We start from the raw sequence: 22,701 nt of genomic DNA on the forward strand, positions 1-22,701 counted from the left end.
GGGAAGGCGGCTAATATACCCCGGACCGTCAGCGCTTGTTGAAGCGCCGCGCCAACCGGTCGCCGCCCAGTTGCACGAAGGCCACCACCGCCACCAGCAACACGATCACCGTCAGCATTACTTGCGTGTCGAAACGCTGATAGCCATAGCGGTAGGCGATGTCGCCCAGGCCGCCCGCGCCTATTGCGCCTGCCATGGCCGAGGAGTTGATCATGGTCACGAGGGTGATGGTGAAACCGCCGACAATGCCTGGCAGTGCTTCGGGCAACAGCACGTGCCAGATGATGTGCCAGCGTCGGCAGCCCATGGCTTGCGCGGCTTCGATCAGGCCGTGGTCCACTTCGCGCAAGCTGACTTCAGCGATGCGCGCAAAGAACGGCGTGGCGGCGATGGTCAGCGGCACGATGGCTGCCCATACGCCATAGGTGGTGCCGACGATCAGCCGGGTGAACGGAATCAGCGCTACCATCAGAATCAGAAACGGGATCGAGCGGAACAGGTTCACGAAAGCGCCCAATACCCGGTTGATCGCAGGCGCTTCATAAATCCCGCCTCTGGAACTGGTGACTAGAATCACCGCCAGCGGAATCCCCAGCAGCAGCGCGATCAGCGAAGACACGCCCACCATCAGGAAGGTGTCGATGGTCCCTTGCAGCAAGCGATCAAACCCCATAACCCAATACCTCCACGCGCGGTGCCTGTCTGCGGGCTCGCGCCAACAATTCTTCCCGGTTGTACGGTGATCCGGCGACCGAAAGAATCAAGTGTCCGATGGCTCGATCCTGAATGCGCTCGACGCCGCCCTGCAGCAGTTGCACCTTGCCGCCCAGCGCCGCGAACAGCGCCGCCAGATCAGGCTCCTGGCCAGTGACACCTGTGAATTGCACGTCGAGCAATGCAGTGGCGTCGGGCTGTTGCGGCTCTGCGGTCAGGCGCTCGGCCCATTCTTTCGGCAGCCCGGGCTGCAGCGGTGCCAGCAGGGTTTTGCTGACCTCGTGCTGCGGGTCGCCGAATACTTGCCAGACCGGGCCTTGCTCGACAACCTGGCCTTGTTCCAGCACCACGACGCGGTGGCAGATATCCCGAATGACCGCCATCTCGTGAGTGATGAGCACGATGGTCAGGCCCAGGCGCTGATTGATCTCGCGCAGCAGGCCGAGAATCGATTGCGTGGTTTCCGGGTCCAGCGCCGAGGTGGCTTCGTCGCAGAGCAGGATCGCCGGGTCGTGGACCAGTGCGCGGGCAATGCCCACACGTTGTTTCTGGCCGCCGGACAACTGCGCCGGGTAGGCCTTTTGTTTGTCCTGCAGGCCGACCAGCTCCAGCAGCTGCGCGACCTTGCGCTGGCGCTGCTCCTTGGGTACGCCTGCAACCTTCAGCGGCAGCTCGATGTTTTGCCAAACGGTCTTGGCTGACATCAGGTTGAAGTGCTGGAAGATCATGCCGATGCGACGGCGCAGCTCGACCAGCCGGTCTTCATTGAACTCCCCGATGTCGATCTGATCGATCAGCACCCGGCCGCTGCTGGGTTGTTCCAGACGGTTGATGGTGCGGATCAGCGACGACTTGCCCGCGCCACTGCGGCCGATGATGCCGAAGACTTCGCCGCGCTGGATTGCCAGATCGATGTTGCCCAGCGCCTCCACCGGACCTTGTCGGCCCTGATAGGTCTTGCCCAGGTTGATGAAGCGCACGTGGGCATGGTTCAGGTCCGGGTGCAACTCGGTCTGTCGCGCCGCAGGTTTGACGTCCGGCGTCCATTGTCGCTGAGCGATGGCGGTCATTCTTTCCACCCTACCTGGTAGAGCTTGCCGTTGACCTTGTCCAGCGCGGCCCGGACCACCGGCGAGTGCTGATAGATGTCGACGAATTTCGCCAGACGCGGATCGTCCTTGCGCTCGGGCTTGATCACGAACTGGATGACGTACTCAGGGTGATCCATGCCGTCGAACAGAATCGCCGAATCGGCCGGAAAGGTCTTGGCCAGGCGGATGTAGGCCGGGTAGCCCTGCACCAGATCGGCGTCGTCGTAGGCGCGCACCAGTTGCACGGCTTCGACCTGGATGAGCTTGAGTTTTTTCGGGTTGGCGGTGATGTCGTCTTCGGTCGCTTTGTAGCCGACACCTTGCTTGAGCGTGATCAGCCCGGCCTTGGCCAGCAATTGCAGGCCGCGCCCGCTGTTGATCGGGTCGTTGGCGATGGCCACGGTTGCGCCGCTCGGCAGCTCGTCGAAGCTTTTGTACTTTTTCGAGTACAGCCCGACGTTGTTGATGATGCCTGGCGCATACGGCACCAGGCCGAAACCTGCGGCCTCGTTGGCGTTGGTCAGGAACGGAATGTGCTGAAAGTAGTTCACGTCGATGTCGCCCGCTGCCAAGGTGACGTTGGGCGCGATCCAGTCGGTGAACTCGACTAGTTCGACCTTCAGGCCCTGTTTGCTGGCTTCTTCTACAGCCGCTTCAAGCGGAATGGCGAAGGCTGCGGTGGTGCCAACCTTCAGCGGCGCATCGGCGGCGTGAGCGGTCAGGGTCAACAGGCCGAGGGCCAGGGCTGCGAGGGTTTTGGTCATGGTGCATTCCGTTGAAATGACGGGTTATTGAGGTCATTAAATTGCTGCGGGAGCGAGCTCGGGAGAGGGCCGATACAGACGCTAGAGGTGTAGCGTTTGACGCATGGCCATCGCGAGCAAGCTCGCTCCTACGGGTTGTGGCTATTCGGTACAGCCTTTATTCCTTCCTGGGTTTTGCATTTACCCGGTCGGATCGTTTGTATTGATCGACTGAACAAATGCGATTTCTTGTGGGAGGCGGCTTGCCGGCGAGGCGGTTTGTCAGGCGCCACATCAGTGACTGAACCGACCCTGTCGCCGGCAAGCCGCCTCCCACAGGTTGTAGTTGTTCAGTACAAGCTCGGTTGCTCCCAGAGGCTGTGGCTATTCGGCATAACTGGTGTTGCCCTGCCGATACCCGGCGCCCGGATGCTGCGGCGGCAAGCGGTCGGTGCCTTGGGGAAACAGTTTCCTGCGCAGGCTGCCGTCTTCATAAGCGGTCTTGTACGACCCGCGACGTTGCAGCTCGGGGATGACCAGATCTATGAAGTCCTCATAGCTTTCCGGGGTAACGATGCGGGTCAGGTTGAAGCCGTCCAGACCGGTTTCGGCGATCCACGATTCCAGCTCGTCGGCGACCTGGTCAGGCGAGCCGATGACCGTGATGTAGCGGCCACCCAGCGCGTGCTGGTCGAGCAGTTTCTGGCGGGTCCAGTCGTTGTTCTTCAGGTTTTTGGTCGCCGACTGAATGGCGTTGTTCTTCACATACTGGATCGGCTCGTCCAGTTCGTACTGCGCAAAATCGATCCCGGTGGACGCTGCAAAGTGGGCAACGCCCGCCTCGGCGCTGGCATGGCGACGATACTCGGCGTGCTTTTCCTGCGCCAATGCCTCGGTCGCGGCAACAATCACGTTCAGCCCCATGAACACTTTGATGTCGTCCGGGTTGCGCCCGGCCTGCACGGCGCTGGCACGCACCTTGTCCACCTGCTCGCGGGTCGAGGCCTTGTTCTGGCCGCTGATAAACACGCACTCGGCGTTCTCCCCGGCGAACTGCAAACCCCGCTCCGAACTGCCGGCCTGAAACAGCACCGGCGTGCGCTGTGGCGAGGGCTCACACAGGTGGTAGCCCTCGACCTGATAGAACTCGCCCGCATGCCGCACTTTGTGAACCTTGCCTGGCTGGGCATAGACGCGCTGTTCGCGATCATTGATGACCGCATCGTCCTCCCAACTGCCTTCCCAGAGTTTGTACAGCACCTGCAGGTACTCGTCGGCCTGGTCGTAGCGTCGGTCGTGCTCGACCTGCTCGCTCAGGCCCATGGCCCGGGCCGCGCTGTCGAGATAACCGGTGACAATATTCCAGCCGACCCGGCCACGGCTCAGGTGGTCGAGCGTCGACATACGACGGGCAAACAGGTACGGCGCATCGTAGGTCAGGTTGGCAGTCAGGCCGAAACCCAGATGCTTCGTGACGCCCGCCATGGCTGAAACCAGCAGCAGCGGGTCGTTGACCGGTAACTGAATCGCCTCCTTGAGTGTGACGTCCACTGAGTTCTGGTAGATGTCATACACCCCCACGATGTCAGCAATGAACAGCCCGTCGAACAGGCCGCGCTCCAGCAACTTCGCCAGATCGGTCCAGTATTCCAGGCTGTTGAACTGCGTGGACGTGTCACGCGGGTGGGTCCACAAGCCGTGATTGATATGGCCGATGCAGTTCATGTTGAAGGCGTTGAGCAGGATCTTCTTGCGCGCCATCAGATCGTCCCTCGCAACGGAGGGTGGGTGTCGTTGAGGTAGTAATTGCCGATGGCGTGAAATTTCCAGCGCACCGGGCCGTGCAGCGTGTGCACTCGAGCGTTGCGCCAGTGGCGATCCAGGCCTTGCTCGGCGAGCGTCGACTGACTGCCGGCAAGTTCGAACAGCGTACTGCCCGCCGCCAGGGAGATCTCGGTGCTGATGGCGCGTGCTTCGGCCACCGCGATGGAGGCGGCGGCCACGGTGTCGGCGTTGCTGTCGGCCTGGGCGATGTCCAGGTATTCACCCGCGCGCTCGAGCAATGCCTCGGCCGCGTGCAGACGAATGCTCAGCCTGCCGAAGCTGTGCAGCGTCAACGGGTCGTCCACGGCCTTTTCGATGCCTGAGTCGATCCATGGCCGGGTACGTGTGCGAACGAAGGTCAGCGCATCCTCGAAGGCTACGCGGGCAATGCCGGTGTCGATGGCAGCGTGAAGAATCTGCGCCAGCGGACCCAGCGTGGTCGGTCGCTCGAAAGCGCTCTGGAAGGGCACCACATCGTCTGGATCGACGTAAACGTTGTTGAACACCACCGAGCCGCTGCCTGTGGTGCGCTGGCCGAAACCGCTCCAGTCGTCGATGACGGTCAGACCTGCGCTGTCATACGGCACGAACGCCAGTTGCTGAATTCCGTTGTCGTCGATCACCGAGGTCGGAATGCGCTGTGCGTAAAGCGCGCCGGTGGCGTAGAACTTGCGGCCATTGATGCGATAGCCGTTGCCCTCGTGCTTCAGGCGTGTGGTGCGGTCGTGGGCGGTTTTGGTGCCCAGTTCGGCCAGCGCGTTCCCGAAGCGCTGACCTGCCAGTGCTTCGGCGTACAAGCGTTTCTGCTGCTGCGGGCTGCCGTTCACGCGCAGCACTTCAAGGGCATAGAAATGGTTTTGCGGAATCTGTCCCAGTGAACCATCGGCTTCTGAGATCAGCGCGATGACCCTGGCCAGGGTTACCGATGAAACACCCGCACCGCCGAAGGCCTTCGGCACGCTGATGCCCCAGAGCCCGGACTGACTGAACAGCTCCAGCTCGGCATGTGGCAAGCGTCGCTCGCGGTCGCGTACAGCGCTTTCGGTCTTGAAGTGGTTGGCCAGTTCGCGGGCGATGTGCAGAGCCTGGACGTCACTGGTGATCAGCGCTGCGTGGTCGCGCGCCTGTGGATTGAAACTCATGAAAGGTGTGCTCCAGTGGTCTGGTTCAGATCCAGGAATGGCGGGCGGGCAGGGTGCCGTTCAAATGCCAGGTACCGACGGCGTGGTATTTCCAGCGCACCGGGTCGTGAAGGGTGTGGACCCGAGCGTTTCGCCAGTGCCGGTCAAGATTGAATTCGGCGAGGGTGGCGCGACTGCCGGCCAGTTCGAACAGTTTTTCACTGGCGAGCAACGAGATTTCGGTGGTCAACACTTTTGCGCGCGCGACAGCAATAGAGGCGCGGGCGGCCGACTGTTCGTCGACAGGCGCCTCACTGACTTCATCCAGCACCTGAGCGGCCTTGCGCAGCAGCGCCTCGGCGGCGTGCAGGTCGAGTTTCAGTTTGCCGATGTCGGCGATCACGTAAAGGTCATCGCTGGCGCGCTCGACCTTGGCGTCGATCCACGGCCGGGAGCGATCCCTGACAAAGGCGATGGCGTCGTCGATGGCACCGCGTGCGATGCCCGCGTCGATGGCGGCCTGAATCAGCTGGGAGACCGCTCCCTGAATGTTGGGTGTCAACGACAGACGCCAGTTGGCAACCACGTGGCTGGCCTCGACCGGTACGTTGTCCAGCAATACCGTGCCACTGGCAGTGGTGCGCTGGCCAAAGCCTGACCAGTCATCGACGATGCGCAGCCCCGGCGAGCCGCGTTTGACGAAGGCCATGACCTGGCGACCTTCTTCGTCCAGCGCCTTGACCGCGACCCAGTGCGCGAACAGCGCGCCGGTGGAGTAGAACTTCTGCCCGCTGATCACGAAATGACCACCGTGAGGGGTGATTCGCGCCTTGAGGTCCAGGGTATTTTTGGTTCCGCGCTCCGGCCCCGCATTGCCGATGCGCCAACCGTCCAGCACGCTTTGGAACAGTACTTTTTTCTGCTGCTCGGTGGCGGCGCCCTGCAGCAGGTTGAGGATGCCGAACTGGTTCTGCGGGATTTGCCCGAGTGCCGGATCGGCAGCGGAGATGATCCTGAATACTTCGGCAATCGTCACGAAGGAAACTTGCGGACCGCCGTAGATGCGCGGAATGGAAATGCTGCCCAGCCCGCTGCGAGTGAACTGCTCGATTTCAGGCCAGGGCAACAGACGTTCCTGATCGCGCCTGGCGGCCTGCACGCGAGCCGCCGCAGCCAGTTCATGGGCTGCTGCAATGGCATCTGCGTCGTTTTGCAGGACTTTGGCAGGCGACAGGTGAGGGGCGACGTCGGGCTCTTGTGGAGCCTTGATCGCCCTGGTGTTATCCACAGGGGTGGTTGTGAAAGTGACCATCGAAACCTCGTAGCGGTAGGCCGCAAGCGCTGCGGCTGAAAACATCACGATGTCCGGTGGTCCGGTGTATATACCCTAAGCGTGTATTAAATTTTTTAAAACGTTCTTTTTGGAATAAGCATAGATTGGCAGTGAGCGGTCGCAGGCTCAGGCCTGTCGTCATTCAAATAAGCACTGTCGTCGCTTATGTGTTCGAAATGGTTTATGCACGGCTCAGGGGGCATCAGCACCGCTTGAGCGATAAATCTGAATTAATGGAGTTCGGTGTTAATTAATTATATTAAGTGGTGGCACGCCAATCGCGCTGCGATGATTGATTAATGAGTTCCTTTCATTGCGTCAGGTTTACCGGCAGGCTGTCCGGTTATTGCGGCAACCTGACATTCAATGCCGGGATTTTTATTTCACGTGGCGGTGCCCACAGCGAGTTGTTCCCGACTCTGTCGATGATGCAATACGTCACCTCAAGTTGCTGTTCACCGGCCTCCATGATCAGGTCCGCAGGCACGACCAGATCGATGGGTTCGCCGATATCTTCCTGCGTAAGGGGCGGCAGGTCCATACGCAGATCCCCCAGACGGACTGTGATCTCGTCGTGTGCCGCCATGTTCAGGTAGGGCTCGATGGCCATCGGCAATCCGCCGTCCAGATGTCGCTGGGTGAGGCCGCGACGCAGCACTGAAGGGGCTACGTAAAGCGGCGCCAGTCCCTGATTCTCTTCAGTGTTGGGGCTGAGCAGGCGTCCGCCGGGCGGGTTGAGCTTGACCCACAGCTTGCGGCAGGCCGATGTAATCGGTGTTCCACCCACTTTCATGACTCGGTAGTAAGTACGCGCCTTACCGTTCTGTAGAAAGCTTTCTGGCACGCGTAGGACGATAGCGGTCCCGCTGTCGGACGCCGTTAGAATTTTCGACGCAACGTAACAGCCGTCCCAGAACAGCTCTATCAGATCGCCTTCATCCATGCCGTCATACGGATCAATGTGGACAGTCAGGCTGGAGGCTGTCCTGACACCGATGCCATGTCGGCAGGCCTGCGGAACAGAAGGGGCTGACAGCTTTACGAGGCTGTTTTTGCACAGAGTCTGGTTCATGTCGGGTACTCCTGAAAACAAGGATTCATGTAAAAAATCGTCACGACTTTTCATGTTTGGCTAAAATGATGTTCAAAACAGTCGGATTGATAAGTACCGCAAATTTCCAAGGTGTGGCAAACATTACAAAGTGTCGAAAATGGCGGCTTGAAGTTTGTAGTGTTATCAATGACCTGTTTCAGGCGAGCTAATTAGCTTTGCGTGTCCATGTCAATATACGGCCACTGTCAAGTAGGTCTTTTCTGAAAAATTAGATACTTCCTACAAGCAATATTTGGAACTGTTTACTTGGCGAACATCAACTGTCCTACTACAAAAAAATCTGATTAAGAATGCCGGGGTCGGCCAGAAAATTTTTTGCAGGGTGGGGGCATGAAGAATTGGCGGCTGCCAGAAAAAGCCCGTATCAATGAGACAGAACGTCGTTCGGACAAATCCAAAATCTGAATGGGTTTTTGGGGGCAGATGGTTCAAGCCAATGAAGATATTGATCAATCATTATTTTTTGAAATGTAAAACGCAAAAAGGCAGCACGTGTGAGGTGCTGCCTTTTGGAAGGGGGCTGTAGGATCAGGCCCTTGTGCGCTCCAGAAATTGCCTCGTACGCTCCTGCTTCGGGTTGGCAAAAAGCGCTTTTGCGTCGCCCTGTTCGACGATCACACCTTTGTCGATGAAGATCACCCGGTTGGCCACATCACGCGCAAAACTCATCTCGTGAGTGACGATCACCATGGTGCGCTTTTCTTCGGCCAGGGCGCGGATGGTGGTCAGCACTTCACCTACCAGTTCCGGGTCCAGCGCGGAGGTCGGCTCGTCGAACAGAATCACTTGCGGTTCCATCGCCAGCGCACGGGCAATCGCCACGCGCTGTTGCTGGCCGCCTGAGAGTCTGCGGGGGTAGGCATCTTCCTTGCCAGCCAGACCGACCTTGGCCAATAGCTTTCTACCCAGCGCCAGCGCGCTTTCACGCTCAACCTTCTTGACCACCACCGGGCCTTCAATGACGTTCTCCAGCGCGGTGCGGTGTGGAAACAGATTGAAGTTCTGGAACACGAACCCGACCTGCTGGCGCAACTGGCGGATGAGGCCCTGCTGCTGGCTGACGGGACGGCTGCCATCAATGGTGATGTCTGCGACTGTGATACTGCCGCTGGTTGGTGTCTCCAGCAGATTCAGGCAACGCAGCAAGGTGGTCTTGCCCGAGCCGCTGGGCCCGATGATGGCCACGACTTCGCCGGCTTCGACACGCAGGTCGATGCCCTTGAGCACCTGATTGCCCTTGAATTCCTTGGTGAGTTTTTCAACCACGATCATGCGTCAGGACTCCAGATCATGCCGGTTGACCCGCGCTTCGAGCTTGTTTTGCAAGTGCGAAAGCACCGTGGCAAGGATCCAGTAGATCAGTGCGGCGGCCAGGTACATGGTGAAAATTTCGAAGGTGCGCGCGGTGATCAACTGCGCCTGGCGGAACAGCTCCGGCACCTGGATGGTGGCGGCCAGCGCGGTGTCCTTGACCAGCGAGATGAAGCTGTTGCCCAGCGGCGGCAAGGCCGTGCGCGCAGCCTGCGGCAGAATGGCCCGGCGCAGGGTCTGCCAGCGGGTCATGCCGATACTGGCGGCCGCTTCCCATTGTCCACGCTCCACCGCGCCGATGGCCGCACGCAGGATCTCGCAGGCATACGCACCCATGTTCAGCGAGAAACCGATCAACGCAGCCGTCAGAGGATCCAGTTCGATGCCCAGTTCCGGCAGGCCGTAATAGATCATGAACAGTTGCACCAGCAGCGGCGTACCGCGGAAGAATGACACGTAGATACGTGCAATCCAGCTCAGCAGCTTGAAGCTGGACAGACGCATCAGGGCCAGGCCGAAGCCCAGCACCAGTCCGAAGAACATCCCGCCCAGGCTGAGGATAACGGTGTAATACGCGCCCTTGAGCAGAAAGGGCGCGGAGTCCAGCGCGAGCTTAAGGCTCTCTTCGATCATTTTGTCACGTCAGCGTTGAAGTACTTTTGCGACAGCTTGGCCAGGGTGCCGTCGGCACGCAGTTTGTCGATGGCCTTGTTGATGGCCTCGAGCAGTTCCGGCTCGCCCTTACGCAGTGCGATGCCCGATTCCTGACGGGAGAAGGGTTCGCCGGTCACCGCCAGGGTGTCCTTGGTCTTGGCAACCAGTTCCAGTGCGGCCAGGCGATCAACCAGAATCGCGTCGATACGGCCTACGCGTAGATCCTGATACTTGGTCGGATCATCGTCATAGGTCTTGACGATGGCGGTTGGCACATTGGCCTTGAGCCATTGCTCATAATTGGTACCCAGACCCACGCCGACTTTCTTGCCGCTCAAGTCTTGTGCGGTCTTTATGCTGTCCTTGGTCTTTTCCTTGTTGATCAGCGCCTGAATACCGGAAATGGTGTAGGGCTCGGAAAAGTCATACTTCTTCTTGCGCTCATCGGAGATGGTGACCTGATTGACCACCACGTCCAGACGTTTGGATTCCAGCGAGGCCAGAATGCCATCCCATTTGGTCGGCTGGATCTTCGCCTTGACGCCCAGCTCCTTGGCCAGCGCCTCGGAGAACTCGACTTCAAAGCCGGTCAACTTGCCATTCTCGTCCACGAAACTGAACGGCGGATAAGTGCCTTCCAGGCCCACATTCAGGGTGCCGCTATCCTTGATTTTCTGCAGTTGCTCGCCAGCGATGGCGTGTCCAGCAATACCGGTGCCGAGCATCAGGCTCAGTGCCGAGAAAAGAAACGTGCGACGAATAGCGGAAATGTTCATGCGAGCCTCTTGTTTTGTGTGAAGTGTCGGGCCGGTTTCAGGCCTGACGGACGCGTCCGGGTGCTGGGAATTCAGCTTTTTTCAGTGGGTTACGCTACAGGTGGGGGCCTGCCGGGCGCCACTATAAGGCCATCCAGTTATGAACAAAAATAACTAAAAGGGCGCTTGTCTTTCATTTCGGGCATAACCCGACCCCGGTCCGCAGAATCAGCTGGAAAATACGTCCGGGTAAGCGAACAGCGCAGGAGCACCGCCAGTGTGCAGGAAAATCAGCGGCCCATCGTTGAATCGCTGACGTCCGATACCGTCCAGCAACCCTGCCATCGCCTTGCCGGTGTAAACCGGGTCAAGCAACAGACCTTCGTGACCCGCAACAAGTTTGATCGCCGAGAGCGTGCCGGCATTCGGTTCGCCGTAGCGCGGTGCGAAATACTCGTCCCACAGCTCGACTTTGAAACACGGCGGCATCGGAATTTCCAGCAACTCTGCAGTGCGCTCGGCCAGGCCCTGAACCTTGGGGAACTGGGCCTCTTCACTGCGCGAAACGGTCACGCCGATGACCGGCAGATCCGGCAATTCACTGGCCAGCGCCAGCGCGAGACCGCTGTGGGTTCCAGCGCTGCCAGAGGCCAGAACCACGGCAGCGAAGTCGATGCCGGTCTGTTTGATCTGTTCGACCAGTTCCAGCCCGGCGCGGACATAACCCAGCGCGCCGACCGGACTCGAGCCGCCGATAGGTACGAGATAAGGCTTCTTGCCATTGCTGCGCAGGCGAGCAGCCAGTGCGTGTAGTTGTTCGTCGGCGTTATCGAGGTTCTCGACCAGCTCGACCTTGGCGTCGAATAGCTCCAGCAGCAGACGGTTGCCGTTGTGCAGGTAGTTGCTGTCGTCGGTGCCGATGGGATTTTCCAGCAGGGCCACGCAGCCCAGACCCAGACGCGCTGCCAGCGCAGCGGTCTGTCGTACATGATTTGACTGAATGGCACCTGCGGTGATCAGGGTGTCGGCACCCTGCGCCAGCGCGTCGGCCGCCAGGTATTCGAGCTTGCGCACCTTGTTGCCGCCCAGCGCCAGTGTCGTGGTGTCATCACGTTTGACGTAGATATCGCGGCCAGCCCAGATTGACAGGCGATCGAGCTTTTCAAGGGCGGTGGGCGCGCTGATCAAGTCCAGACGACTGAAGCGGGCAAGCTGATTTTTGATCATGGTAATAAGTGAGCCGTGTAGAGAGTCAGCGGACTGTAGTCTGCGGACTATAGGCAGACGTTTCCCACACGGCAACCTGTCGGTGTTTATGCTCCGCTCAGCCGATTCGTACAAAAATTGTTATTTTTTCCACTTGAATGTTTGCCGTAGAGTGGGCGCAGCAGCGCCCGATAACGTCGGGTCGCCACCGTCATGACCAAGGAGAGTTCAGCGTGAGCGATATTCCAGAAGCATCCGCCGACGGCCGTTCCAGCCATTGGCAGTTGCAGCGTATCGTCAGCCAGTTACGTGCGGCGCGTGAGGATTGGCGCACGCGCAACCGTCGCGTGAGTGGCGAGCATGGTGGTCGCGAGCTGCCGTCGCGTGCAGCGATGGGCGAGATTCTCGAGGCGCTGAGCGGCGCATTGTTTCCAATGCGGCTGGGTCCTGTTGATTTGCGTGAGGAAAGCGAGGATTTCTACGTCGGCCATACGCTGGACGTTGCGCTCAATGCGCTGCTGGCACAGGCCCGGCTCGAGCTGCGTTACGTGGCGCATCAGCAAGGCAGGGAACTGGTCGGGATCGACGAGCATGCGCTGGTCCTGATCCAGGATTTCGCTACCGCACTGCCGGGGATTCGTCAGTTGCTCGACACGGATGTGCTGGCCGCCTATCACGGTGACCCGGCAGCACGCAGTGTCGATGAGGTGCTGCTGTGCTACCCGGGTATTCTGGCGGTGATTCACCACCGCCTTGCCCACCATCTGTACCGCGCAGGCCTGCCGCTGCTGGCGCGCATCAGCTCTGAACTGGCGCACTCGGCCACCGGCATCGACATTCACCCCGGCGCGCAGATCGGCCCGAGCTTCTTCATCGACCACGGCACAGGTGTCGTCATCGGCGAAACCGCCATCATCGGCGAGCGGGTACGGATCTATCAGGCTGTCACGCTGGGCGCCAAGCGCTTCCCGGCGGACGAAGACGGCCAGTTGCAGAAGGGCCACGCGCGTCACCCGATCGTGGAAGACGACGTGGTGATTTACGCCGGTGCGACCATTCTGGGGCGCATCACGATTGGTCAGGGCTCGACCATCGGCGGCAACGTCTGGCTGACCCGTAGCGTCCCGGCAGGCTGCAACCTGACCCAGGCCAACCTGCTGCAGCAGGATGACGGGACGCAGAAGTAGTTTTTTGCAGTGCGCCCGATCGGATTGATGATCGGGCGCATGCTCCGCCCCGCACCCGGGAACGAACCCTCTCCTGCACGCGTCATACCCTGGTCTGAGCCAGCAATCACAGCCCCGCGATTCGTAATCACGGGGCCTTTCGTGTTTAAATTGAACGTTCATTCAAGTTAAACCGGTGGTTCGCTGCCCGCTCACAACAGGAGGCTAACCCTTGCCGTATGCGTTTTTTGTAGTGGTTTCAATCAGTCCGGAGGCATGCAGTCGATGAGTACTCCGAGTACGCAACCCAGCGGTACGGTCCGCATGAACGCTCCAGTGTTTTACTTCGCTGCGAGCTTTATCCTGATCTTCGGCGTGATCGTGATCGCTTTCCCGCAAGCTGCCGGTGCGTGGCTGCTGGCGGCACAGAACTGGGCGGCCAATACGGTCGGCTGGTACTACATGCTGGTCATGACGCTGTATCTGGTCTTCGTGGTGGTCACCGCCGTATCTGGCTACGGCAAGATCAAGCTCGGTGCCGACCACGACGAGCCCGAATTCAGTTACCTGTCCTGGGCCGGCATGCTCTTTGCGGCCGGGATCAGCATTACGCTGTTTTTTTTCTGCGTGTCAGAACCCCTGACTCACCTGCTGCAACCGCCACAAGGCGAGGGCGGTACCACCGAGGCCGCACGGCAGGGCATGCAACTGCTGTTTCTGCACTGGGGCCTGCATGGCTGGGGTGTGTTTGCCTTTGTCGGCATGGCGCTGGCTTATTTCGCCTATCGCCATAACCTGCCGCTGGCGCTGCGTTCGGCGCTTTATCCGCTGATCGGCAAGCGTATCAATGGCCCCATCGGTTACGCGGTGGACGGCTTCGGCATCATCGCCACCATCTTCGGTCTGGGTGCCGACATGGGCTTCGGCGTCCTGCACCTCAATTCGGGCCTGGACTACCTGTTCGGTGTCGCGCACACCCACTGGATTCAGGTCGGTCTGATCACACTGATGATGGGCGCGGCGATTCTGGTGGCCATTGCGGGCGTCGACAAGGGCGTGCGCCTGATGTCCGATATCAACATGCTGCTGGCCTGTGCGCTGCTGCTGTTCGTGCTGTTTGCCGGTCCGACTCAGCACTTGCTGAATACGCTGGTGCAGAACATCGGTGATTACCTCGGCGCATTGCCGACGAAGAGTTTCGACGTCTATGCCTACAACGAGCCGAGCGACTGGCTGGGCGGCTGGACGGTGTTCTACTGGGCGTGGTGGATTGCCTGGTCGCCGTTCGTGGGGCTGTTCATTGCGCGCATCTCGCGTGGCCGTACCATCCGCGAGTTCGTCTTCGGTGTATTGCTGATTCCGCTGGGCTTCACCCTGGCCTGGATGTCGATCTTCGGCAACAGTGCCATTGATCAGGTGCTCAACCACGGCATGGCTGCGCTGGGCCAGTCCGCCATCGACGACCCTTCGATGACGCTGTACCTGCTGCTGGAAACCTACCCGTGGAGCAAGACGGTGATCGCCGTCACGGTGTTCATCAGTTTCGTGTTCTTCGTGACCTCGGCCGACTCGGGCACGGTGGTGCTTTCGACCCTGTCGGCCAAGGGTGGTAACCCGGACGAGGATGGCCCGAAATGGCTGCGTGTGTTCTGGGGTGTGGCAACGGCGCTGATCACCAGCGGGCTGCTGTTCTCGGGCAGTATCGATGCGTTGAAATCAGCGGTGGTACTGACCTCGCTGCCGTTCTCGCTGATCTTGCTGCTGATGATGTGGGGGCTGCACAAGGCGTTCTTCATGGAGTCCCAGCGCCAGATTGCGCAGCTTTACTCACTGGCTCCGGTGTCGGGTTCGCGACGGGGCGGCTGGCGTCAGCGTCTGAGTCAGGCCGTGCATTATCCCTCGCGAGACGAGGTGTACCGATTCCTCGACCAGACCGTTCGCCCTGCCATCGACGAGGTCACGGCAGTGTTTGTCGAGAAAGGCCTGAGCGTGGTCAACGTCCCTGACCCGTCCAATGACTCTGTGACCCTGGAAATCGGCCATGGCGAAGAGCGCCCGTTTATCTATCAGGTGCAGATGAAAGGCTTCTTCACCCCGTCGTTTGCCCGAGGCGGCATGGGCTCCAAGCAATTGAACAACCGTCGCTACTACCGCGCCGAGGTACATTTGAGTGAGGGCAGCCAGGACTACGATCTGGTGGGTTACACCAAGGAACAGGTGATCAACGACGTGCTTGACCAGTACGAGCGACACATGCAGTTCCTGCATCTGGTGCGTTGATCGAGTGGACCTTAATGGGGGGGCGCAGCGTCATGGGCTGAATCCCCACCCGTCCCACTGGCGTAGAGACGATCAGATACAATCGTTGCCGACTGAACGCTTAACCCTGTGGGAGGCGGCTTGCCGGCGATGAAGTCGGCGCGGTGTATCAGACGATCCGTGTCATCGTTCATCGCGGGCAAGCCCCCTCCCACAAGGTAAGTTGTTCGCTGCAAGACGTGCTTAACGCGATGAGCGCACAGCGTGGGGACAATCATCGACTTACGTGCTCTCCCGCTCCACCAGCTCGCATGCCAGCAGGTTCAGCCTCTGAATCTCTCCCTCGACCGGCAACACGCCCAGGCTCTCCAGCACGCGCTGCGCCGCCAGTACGCCGATCTGCAGGGCGGGTGGTTTGATGGTGGTCAGGCTGGGCATCATCATCTGCGCGAAAGCGTAATCCCCGAAGCCCATCACAGCGCAATCTCTGGGCGTTTGCAGGCCGATGCGCTGGCTGGTGAGCAGGCCGCCTGCTGCCAGGTTGTCATTGGCAAAGAAAATCGCATCAGGCTGAAGAGGCTGGTTCATCAGCACATCCATCGCCTGCCTGCCCGCTTCAAACGGCGCAAGCCCCGCATCGGGCACAAATACCCAAGGCTTCAGGCCCAGCGTTTCAAGCGTCGCGACATAGCCGTCGCGGCGCTCCTGTGCGCTGAAGTCCCCAGCGATGCTGTTCTCCACGAAGGCAATGCGACGGTAGCCCTTGCCGTGCAGATACCGCGCGGCCGTGACGCCGACTTCATAGTGGGAAAAACCGATCTGGATCGGGCTGCGTTCAGGCTGATGGTCCCAGGTTTCGATCACCGGGATATCCGCCTGCTCGATCATCTTTTCCGTAGCGTCGCTGTGAAAGCGACTGGTCAGCACCAGTGCCGCCGGGGACCAGCCCAGAAAAGCGCGCACGGCGCTTTCTTCCTGCTCGACGGAGAAGTAACTGGAGGCCAGCAGCAACTGGAATCCGTGCCGACTCAGGGTGTCGCTGAAGCCCTGGATGGTGTTGGCGAAGATCGGCCCGGAGATGTTCGGGATCACCATCGCCACCACTCGGCTGCGCGCCGAGGCAAGTCCGCCTGCCACCAGATTGGGTACGTAGCCCAGCGCACCGACCGCCGCCGAAATGCGCTCGCGCAGTTCCGACGACACCTGCTCCGGCTGGTTGAAGTAGCGCGAAACGGTGATGGCCGACACGCCAGCCTGTTTGGCCACGGCATTGATCGTCACCCGGCCTGCGCCTCGGCGTTTACGTGTCGCGGGTGTTTGGTCAGCCATGCTCATGCGCTTCTTTTAAAATTAAAAAGCATATAAAACTAATTTTTCAGTATTGGACGATCTATCTGTCAGTTCCTGATACTGGCGATGTTAGCGCTAACAAAGATGGTTTGTCTGCTACTCGCCACCGCGAATGCCCGGACCCGGTTTAGTCGTAATCAAAGGCGTCAGTGCCCGAGGCACTGTCGGATCAGGGCATATTTCAGGCAGGCACGCAGATGCACACAACACATGGGGATGGGGTCAAACATACACGACTGGCGCAAGCCATCGATCAGGTTCACGCGGCGCGGGGGCGTCGTTGCGGCTGGTTGCTGATGGGGCTGACGGCCTTGCCGATGGTTCAGGTCATGGCGGCGGATACCGTAGAGCAGGCCAGCGACACACCGACACTTGAATCGGTCACCGTGACCGCCACGCGCCGTGAAGAATCGCTGCAGAAAGTACCGGTCGCCGTGTCGGTGATTCAGGGCGAGCAACTGGAACGCGATAACCGAAACGGCGTCGCCAGTATCGTGCAGCAGGTCCCGTCGCTGAACTTCAGGACCGGCGCATCGAACAAAGATACTTCGCTCTTCGTGCGCGGCGTCGGCACCATCTCCACCTCGCCGGGCGTCGAGCCGACTGTGGCGACAGTCATCGACGGCGTGGTCTACGCCCGTCCCGGCCAGGCCACGCTCGATCTGCTGGATCTGGAGCGCATCGAAGTCCTGCGCGGCCCGCAAGGCACGCTGTTCGGCAAGAATGCGTCGGCCGGCGTGCTCAACGTCACGACCAAAGCGCCCACCGAAGAGACTCACGGCTACATCGATCAGTCCTACTACAGCGGCAACGAAAGTCGCACGCGTTTCGGCATCGGCGGCAGCCTGATCCCGGACACGCTAAAAGGCTCGATCACCACGTTGTTCGGCAGCTACGACGGCAACGTCGACAACAAACTCAACGGCCATGAGGTCAACGGCTACAACCGCAAGGGCGCGCGGGGCAAGCTGGAATTCACGCCCAACGACGACATCACCTTCACCCTCGCGGCAGACTACATGCAGTCCCATGACGACGCGCCCAACGGCGTGGTGACCAAGTCGCTCACACCGGCTTTCTCCAGCGCGCTGTCGCCAGTGCGTGCCGACAGCGACAACCGCAACGTGATCAGCGATTACCGCAGCCATGTCGAAGACACCAACAAAGGGTTGTCCGGGCAACTGGACTGGCAACTGGGTGACTACACCCTGACGTCGATCACTGCCTGGCGTGGCTGGGATAACACGCAGTATCAGGACGGCGACCGCCTCGGCACGATCACGGCAGCGTTCCCCGGCACCGAAGACAAGGGTGATCTGGAGTTCAACCAGTACTCGCAAGAGCTGCGCCTGGCCTCACCAAAAGGCCAGTTCATCGAATACGTCGGTGGCCTGTTCTACATGCACGGCAAGAGCGACGAGACCTACCAGCGCACGTTGATCACGCCGACGCGTCGTGATCAGGGTGTTGCCGATTACACCACCACCAATGAAAGCTATTCGGTGTTCGGCGAAACCACGTTCAATTTCACCCCGGATTTCCGGGCGATTGCCGGGCTGCGCTGGACGCACGACGACCTTGAGTACGATCACCGCCGCGTCTCGACGTCGACCACCACGGTCAGCGGCATTCAGCCGGCGACGAGCAGTTCCGGTTCGGTCAACGAAGAGGGTAAGTCCGGTCGTGTGGGCCTGCAATACGACTTGAGCGAAAGCGTGACCAGCTACATCACGTACTCGCGTGGCTACAAAGGCCCGGCCTACAACGTGTTCTTCAACATGCAGCCGCGCGATACCGAGGCCCTGAAACCCGAGACGTCCAACACTTGGGAAGTCGGCATCAAGGCCACCACCTGGAACAATCGCCTGACCACCAACCTGGCGGTGTTCCACAGCGATTACGATAACTACCAGGCCAACTTTTTCGACAGCGTTGCCGGGCAGGTCGTGACCCGGCTGATCAACGCAGGCAGCGTCAGCACCGAAGGCGTCGAGCTCGATTACGCCTTGCAGGCCACACGCAATCTGAAGTTCTCCGGCGCGCTGTCCTACACCCGGGCGCGCATCGATACCTTCGCCTGCCCGGCCGGTGCCGCCGCGTCCTGCAATGTCGACGGCAAGACCCTGCCGTACAGCCCGGACTGGAAGAGCTACGTCCGCGCCGATTACACCATCCCACTGGACAACGGTCTGGATATCGAACTGGGCACCGATTACAGCTGGCAGAGCGAAGTGCAGTACGACATCAGCCAGAACCCTGACACCAAACAGGGTGCCTACGGCATCTGGAACGCAAGCGTCGCAGTGGCCGACTACAACAGCGGCTGGCGTGTAGCCCTGCTGGGCAAGAATCTGGCAGACAAGTCCTACTCACCGATGCTCGCCACGGGCGGCAGCTACGTGTATCGCTCGGTGCCGCGTGACGACGAGCGTTATTTCGGTGTGCAGGTACGCAAGGATTTCTAAGCGGGCGACCGCACTGAAAGGAGACAGGTATGAGCAAGACGGCTCGACAGATGAAACTGGGCGCTTTCCTGATGGCCACCGGGCACCACGTGGCGGCCTGGCGACACCCGGACGTGCCCGCTGATGCGGGGCTGGATTTCAAGCACTACCGGCATCTGGCGCAAGTGGCCGAGGCGGCGAAGTTCGATGCGCTGTTCGTGGCAGACAGCGTCGCTGCCGCCACGGGCGATATCGCCAGCCGAATGGCGCGCTCCGATCATTTCGAGCCACTGACGCTCCTGTCGGCGCTGAGCGCAGTGACCGATCACATCGGCCTGATCGCGACGGCGACCACGACTTACAACGAGCCTTACCACGTGGCGCGCAAGTTTGCTTCGCTCGATCATTTGTCTGGCGGGCGAGCAGGGTGGAATCTGGTGACGTCCGACGCGGCGGCCGAAGCGCAGAACTTCGGTCGCAGCGAACACGTCGGCCATGCCGAACGTTACAGCCGTGCCCGAGAGTTTCATCAGGTGGTGACCGGGCTGTGGAGCAGTTGGGCAGACGATGCTTTCACCCGTGACAAGGCCAGTGGTCAGTATTACGACCCGGCCAAGGTGCAGGTGCTGAATCATCAGGGCGAACACTTCCGCGTCAAAGGGCCGCTGAACGTGGCGCGCTCGCCGCAGGGACAGCCGGTCATCGTGCAGGCGGGGTCATCGCAGGTCGGCCGCGATCTGGCGGCGCAGACCGCTGAGGTCGTGTTCACCGCACAGACGTCACTGACCAGCGCGCAGGCGTTTTATGCCGACATCAAGGGCCGCCTGGACGCATATGGGCGCAGTGCCGATTCGCTGAAAATCATGCCGGGTGTGTTGATCGTGGTGGCCGAGACCGAAGCGCTGGCCAGCGAGAAGTTCGAATCGTTTCAGGACCTGGTGGAGCCCGAGGTTGGCGTTGCGCTGTTGGGGCGGATGCTGGGCAATTTCGATCTGTCCGGTTATCCACTGGACGGGCCGCTGCCGGAGCTGCCACTGACCGACAGCGGCCAGCGCAGCCGTCAGAAACTGCTCACCGAACTGGCCGAACGGGAACACCTCAACCTGGCGCAACTGGGTCGTCGTATTGCCGGAGGGCGAGGGCATTACAGCCTGATCGGTACGCCTGAGCAGGTCGCTGATGAACTGCAGATCTGGTTCGAACAAGGCGCTGCGGACGGTTTCAACGTGCTGGTGCCGCATCTGCCCGGCGGACTTGAAGACGTGGCCCGCCTGCTGGTGCCCGAGTTGCAGCGTCGTGGTCTGTTCCGCACCGAATACGAAGGCACCACCTTGCGCGAAAACCTCGGCTTGCAGCGCCCGGCCGATGGGTTCTGATCGACACGTAACGTGCTGAGAAACTGATTTTTGTGGGAGGCGGCTTGCCGGCGACGCGTTTTCTGAAGCGACCTGGCGGTGACTGAACTGACGCTATCGCTGGCAAGCCGCCTCCCACAGTCATGTATTCGGCCATTATTTTTTGATCGTCCCCACGCTGTGCGTGAGAACAATCACCGGAAAAGGAAAACCTCATGAAACCCTTCGGGCTCATCGCCGTCTTTCTCGCGTTCATCGGTCTGCTGAACACTGCTTCAGCCAGTGAACCCGACACCCTGCGTATTGGCTATCAAAAAGGCTCGATTAACCTGGTTCTCGCCAAGGAGCATGGCCTGCTGGAGAAACGCTTTGCGCACACTCAGGTCAAGTGGATCGAGTTTCCGGCCGGGCCGCAGATGCTGGAAGCCTTGAACATCGGCAGTCTGGACATTGCCTCGACCGGTGACATTCCGCCGATCTTCGCCCAGGTGGCGGGTGCCGACCTGGTCTACATCGGCGCCGAACCCGCCAAGCCCCAGGCCGAGACCATTCTGGTGCGCAGCGAAAGTCCGTTGCGCAGCGTTGCCGATCTGAAAGGGCGCAAGGTCGCGTTTCAGAAAGGCTCCAGCGCGCACAACGTGGTGTTGCGGGCACTGAACAAAGCAGGACTGACGTTCAAGGACATTCAGCCGATCTACCTGACCCCGGCCGACGCACGCGCTGCATTCGAAAACGGCAGTGTCGATGCCTGGGCCATCTGGGATCCGTACTATTCCATCGCCCTCAACGAAGGCCACAGCCGCCTGCTGGCCAATGGCGAAGGGCTCGGGCTGTCTGGCCCTTTCTATACTGCACGCCGCGGCTTTGCTGACAGCAACGGGGCGTTTGTGCAGAACGTGCTCGACGAACTGACTGCCGCCGATGCGCTGACTCGCTCGCAACGTAACGAGAGCATTCAGATTCTGGCGCGCAGCATGGGCTTGTCCGAAGCGGTCATCACTCAGTATCTTGACCATCGCCCGGCATCACCGAGCCTGCCCATCACGCCAGAGATCGTTCGTGCGCAACAGGCGACCGCCGATCTGTTTTACGACAACCACCTGGTGCCCAAGCGGGTCGATATCCAGCAGGCCGTGTGGAACAGGCCTTGAGTATCCCCCTGACAAGAGAGGATTCAATGACGTATATCGCTGCCGAACATCGCTACAACGACATGCCTTATCGCCGTACCGGTCGCAGTGGGCTGGTCCTGCCGGCGCTGTCGCTGGGGCTGTGGCACAACTTCGGTGACAGCACGCCCATCGACACCCAGCGCGCCATGCTGCGCACCGCGTTCGATCTGGGCATCAACCATTTCGACCTGGCCAACAACTACGGCCCTCCGTACGGCAGTGCCGAAATCAATTTCGGTCGTCTGCTGCGCGAAGACTTCAAGCAGTACCGTGACGAGTTGATCATCTCCAGCAAGGCGGGTTGGGACATGTGGCCGGGGCCTTACGGGCAGGGCGGCGGTTCGCGCAAATACGTGCTGGCCAGCCTTGACCAAAGCCTGCAGCGTATGGGGCTGGAGTACGTCGATATTTTCTATTCGCACCGCTTCGACCCGGACACGCCGCTGGAAGAAACCGCCAGCGCACTGGCCACTGCTGTGCAACAGGGCAAGGCGCTGTACATCGGTATTTCGTCCTACTCCGGGGCCAAGACACGTGAAATTGCCGCGCTGCTCAAAGAGTGGAAAGTGCCGCTGTTGATTCATCAGCCGGCCTACAACCTGCTCAATCGCTGGGTCGAGAAAGACCTGCTCGACGCCACTGAGGAACTGGGCGCGGGTGTGATTGCCTTTACGGCGCTGGCGCAAGGGTTGCTGTCGGACAAGTACCTCAACGGCGTGCCCAAGGATGCACGGGTCAATCGTCCGGGCGGCGGTTCGTTGCAGGCCTCGCACCTGTCCGAGCAGAACATCGCTCACGTGCGTGCTTTAAATGAAATCGCCCAGCGTCGCGGCCAGAGCCTGGCACAAATGGCCCTGGCCTGGACACTGCGCGATCCTCGTGTGACGTCCGCCTTGATCGGTGCCAGCCGTCCCGAGCAGATCGTCGAGAACGTCGGTGCCTTGAAAAACCTGTCGTTCAGCCAGGAAGAGCTGACCGAGATCGACAGTTTCGCGGTGGAAGGCGGGATCAACCTGTGGGAGAAACCGTCGCTGGCGGAGTGACTTGAGCTGGGTCGTTCCCACGCTCTGCACAAATTCCAATGGGCGA

Annotated in this window: 18 protein-coding genes; 6 read left to right on the top strand and 12 right to left on the bottom strand. The window is 60.2% G+C overall.

Features of this window, described 5'->3' with window-relative positions:
- Positions 1–28 precede the first annotated feature (28 nt).
- The 11 genes from KDX39_RS08770 to KDX39_RS08820 form a co-directional block, all read right to left on the bottom strand.
- Positions 29–673, bottom strand: a complete 645-nt coding sequence (locus KDX39_RS08770) for a methionine ABC transporter permease (protein ID WP_231660060.1) — start codon at positions 671–673, stop codon at positions 29–31.
- Positions 663–1,784 carry a methionine ABC transporter ATP-binding protein gene (locus tag KDX39_RS08775; RefSeq protein WP_231660061.1) on the bottom strand — a complete coding sequence of 374 codons (1,122 nt, stop codon included), beginning with the start codon at positions 1,782–1,784 and terminating at the stop codon, positions 663–665. Before KDX39_RS08775 ends, KDX39_RS08770 begins: the two co-directional genes overlap by 11 nt.
- Positions 1,781–2,569 carry a MetQ/NlpA family ABC transporter substrate-binding protein gene (locus KDX39_RS08780; RefSeq protein WP_231660062.1) on the bottom strand — a complete coding sequence of 263 codons (789 nt, stop codon included), beginning with the start codon at positions 2,567–2,569 and terminating at the stop codon, positions 1,781–1,783. Before KDX39_RS08780 ends, KDX39_RS08775 begins: the two co-directional genes overlap by 4 nt.
- A 363-nt stretch (positions 2,570–2,932) precedes the next feature.
- On the bottom strand, positions 2,933–4,309 hold the full coding sequence (locus KDX39_RS08785; protein ID WP_231660063.1) for an LLM class flavin-dependent oxidoreductase: 1,377 nt from the start codon (positions 4,307–4,309) through the stop codon (positions 2,933–2,935).
- Entirely contained in the window at positions 4,309–5,514 is a 1,206-nt protein-coding gene (locus KDX39_RS08790; RefSeq protein ID WP_231660064.1) for an SfnB family sulfur acquisition oxidoreductase, read from the bottom strand. Before KDX39_RS08790 ends, KDX39_RS08785 begins: the two co-directional genes overlap by 1 nt.
- A 25-nt stretch (positions 5,515–5,539) precedes the next feature.
- Positions 5,540–6,805 (bottom strand): SfnB family sulfur acquisition oxidoreductase, encoded by a 1,266-nt coding sequence (locus tag KDX39_RS08795; RefSeq protein ID WP_231660207.1) that lies wholly within the window; start codon positions 6,803–6,805, stop codon positions 5,540–5,542.
- 364 nt (positions 6,806–7,169) lie between these two features.
- Positions 7,170–7,898 (bottom strand): hypothetical protein, encoded by a 729-nt coding sequence (locus KDX39_RS08800; RefSeq protein WP_231660065.1) that lies wholly within the window; start codon positions 7,896–7,898, stop codon positions 7,170–7,172.
- A 570-nt stretch (positions 7,899–8,468) separates the two neighbouring features.
- Positions 8,469–9,212: an L-cystine ABC transporter ATP-binding protein TcyN gene (gene tcyN / locus KDX39_RS08805; RefSeq protein WP_231660066.1), complete on the bottom strand. Its 744-nt coding sequence runs from the start codon at positions 9,210–9,212 to the stop codon at positions 8,469–8,471.
- A 3-nt stretch (positions 9,213–9,215) separates the two neighbouring features.
- A complete protein-coding gene (gene tcyL, locus KDX39_RS08810; RefSeq protein WP_025993625.1) occupies positions 9,216–9,884 on the bottom strand; it encodes a cystine ABC transporter permease in 669 nt (222 codons plus the stop codon).
- A complete protein-coding gene (gene tcyJ, locus KDX39_RS08815; protein ID WP_099229339.1) occupies positions 9,881–10,681 on the bottom strand; it encodes a cystine ABC transporter substrate-binding protein in 801 nt (266 codons plus the stop codon). The genes tcyL and tcyJ overlap by 4 nt, the downstream gene beginning before the upstream one ends.
- A gap of 207 nt (positions 10,682–10,888) precedes the next feature.
- Positions 10,889–11,887, bottom strand: coding sequence for a D-cysteine desulfhydrase (locus tag KDX39_RS08820; protein ID WP_231660067.1), 999 nt, complete (start codon positions 11,885–11,887; stop codon positions 10,889–10,891).
- Between the two features lie 212 nt (positions 11,888–12,099).
- Between KDX39_RS08820 and epsC the strand changes: the two genes are divergently transcribed.
- Complete coding sequence (gene epsC, locus KDX39_RS08825; protein ID WP_099229341.1) at positions 12,100–13,053, top strand: serine O-acetyltransferase EpsC; 954 nt, start codon at positions 12,100–12,102, stop codon at positions 13,051–13,053.
- A gap of 303 nt (positions 13,054–13,356) precedes the next feature.
- Complete coding sequence (gene betT / locus KDX39_RS08830; RefSeq protein WP_231660208.1) at positions 13,357–15,312, top strand: choline transporter BetT; 1,956 nt, start codon at positions 13,357–13,359, stop codon at positions 15,310–15,312.
- A 261-nt stretch (positions 15,313–15,573) separates the two neighbouring features.
- Here betT and KDX39_RS08835 read toward each other — a convergent pair whose 3' ends face one another.
- Complete coding sequence (locus KDX39_RS08835; RefSeq protein ID WP_231660068.1) at positions 15,574–16,620, bottom strand: LacI family DNA-binding transcriptional regulator; 1,047 nt, start codon at positions 16,618–16,620, stop codon at positions 15,574–15,576.
- 218 nt (positions 16,621–16,838) lie between these two features.
- On the opposite strand from KDX39_RS08835, the gene KDX39_RS08840 reads away from it, so the two are divergent.
- The 4 genes from KDX39_RS08840 to mgrA all read left to right on the top strand — a co-directional run bounded on the left by KDX39_RS08840 (position 16,839) and on the right by mgrA (position 22,655).
- Positions 16,839–19,106, top strand: a complete 2,268-nt coding sequence (locus KDX39_RS08840) for a TonB-dependent receptor (RefSeq protein ID WP_269439859.1) — start codon at positions 16,839–16,841, stop codon at positions 19,104–19,106.
- 29 nt (positions 19,107–19,135) lie between these two features.
- Positions 19,136–20,461 carry an LLM class flavin-dependent oxidoreductase gene (locus KDX39_RS08845; RefSeq protein ID WP_231660070.1) on the top strand — a complete coding sequence of 442 codons (1,326 nt, stop codon included), beginning with the start codon at positions 19,136–19,138 and terminating at the stop codon, positions 20,459–20,461.
- A 194-nt stretch (positions 20,462–20,655) separates the two neighbouring features.
- Entirely contained in the window at positions 20,656–21,591 is a 936-nt protein-coding gene (locus KDX39_RS08850; protein WP_231660071.1) for a sulfonate ABC transporter substrate-binding protein, read from the top strand.
- Between the two features lie 26 nt (positions 21,592–21,617).
- The gene (gene mgrA / locus KDX39_RS08855; RefSeq protein WP_184321977.1) at positions 21,618–22,655 is read left to right on the top strand and encodes an L-glyceraldehyde 3-phosphate reductase; all 1,038 of its coding nucleotides are present in this window, start codon (positions 21,618–21,620) and stop codon (positions 22,653–22,655) included.
- Positions 22,656–22,701: the final 46 nt, after the last annotated feature.

Source organism: Pseudomonas sp. CDFA 610, from assembly GCF_021147865.1.
Taxonomy (GTDB): domain Bacteria; phylum Pseudomonadota; class Gammaproteobacteria; order Pseudomonadales; family Pseudomonadaceae; genus Aquipseudomonas; species Aquipseudomonas alliivorans.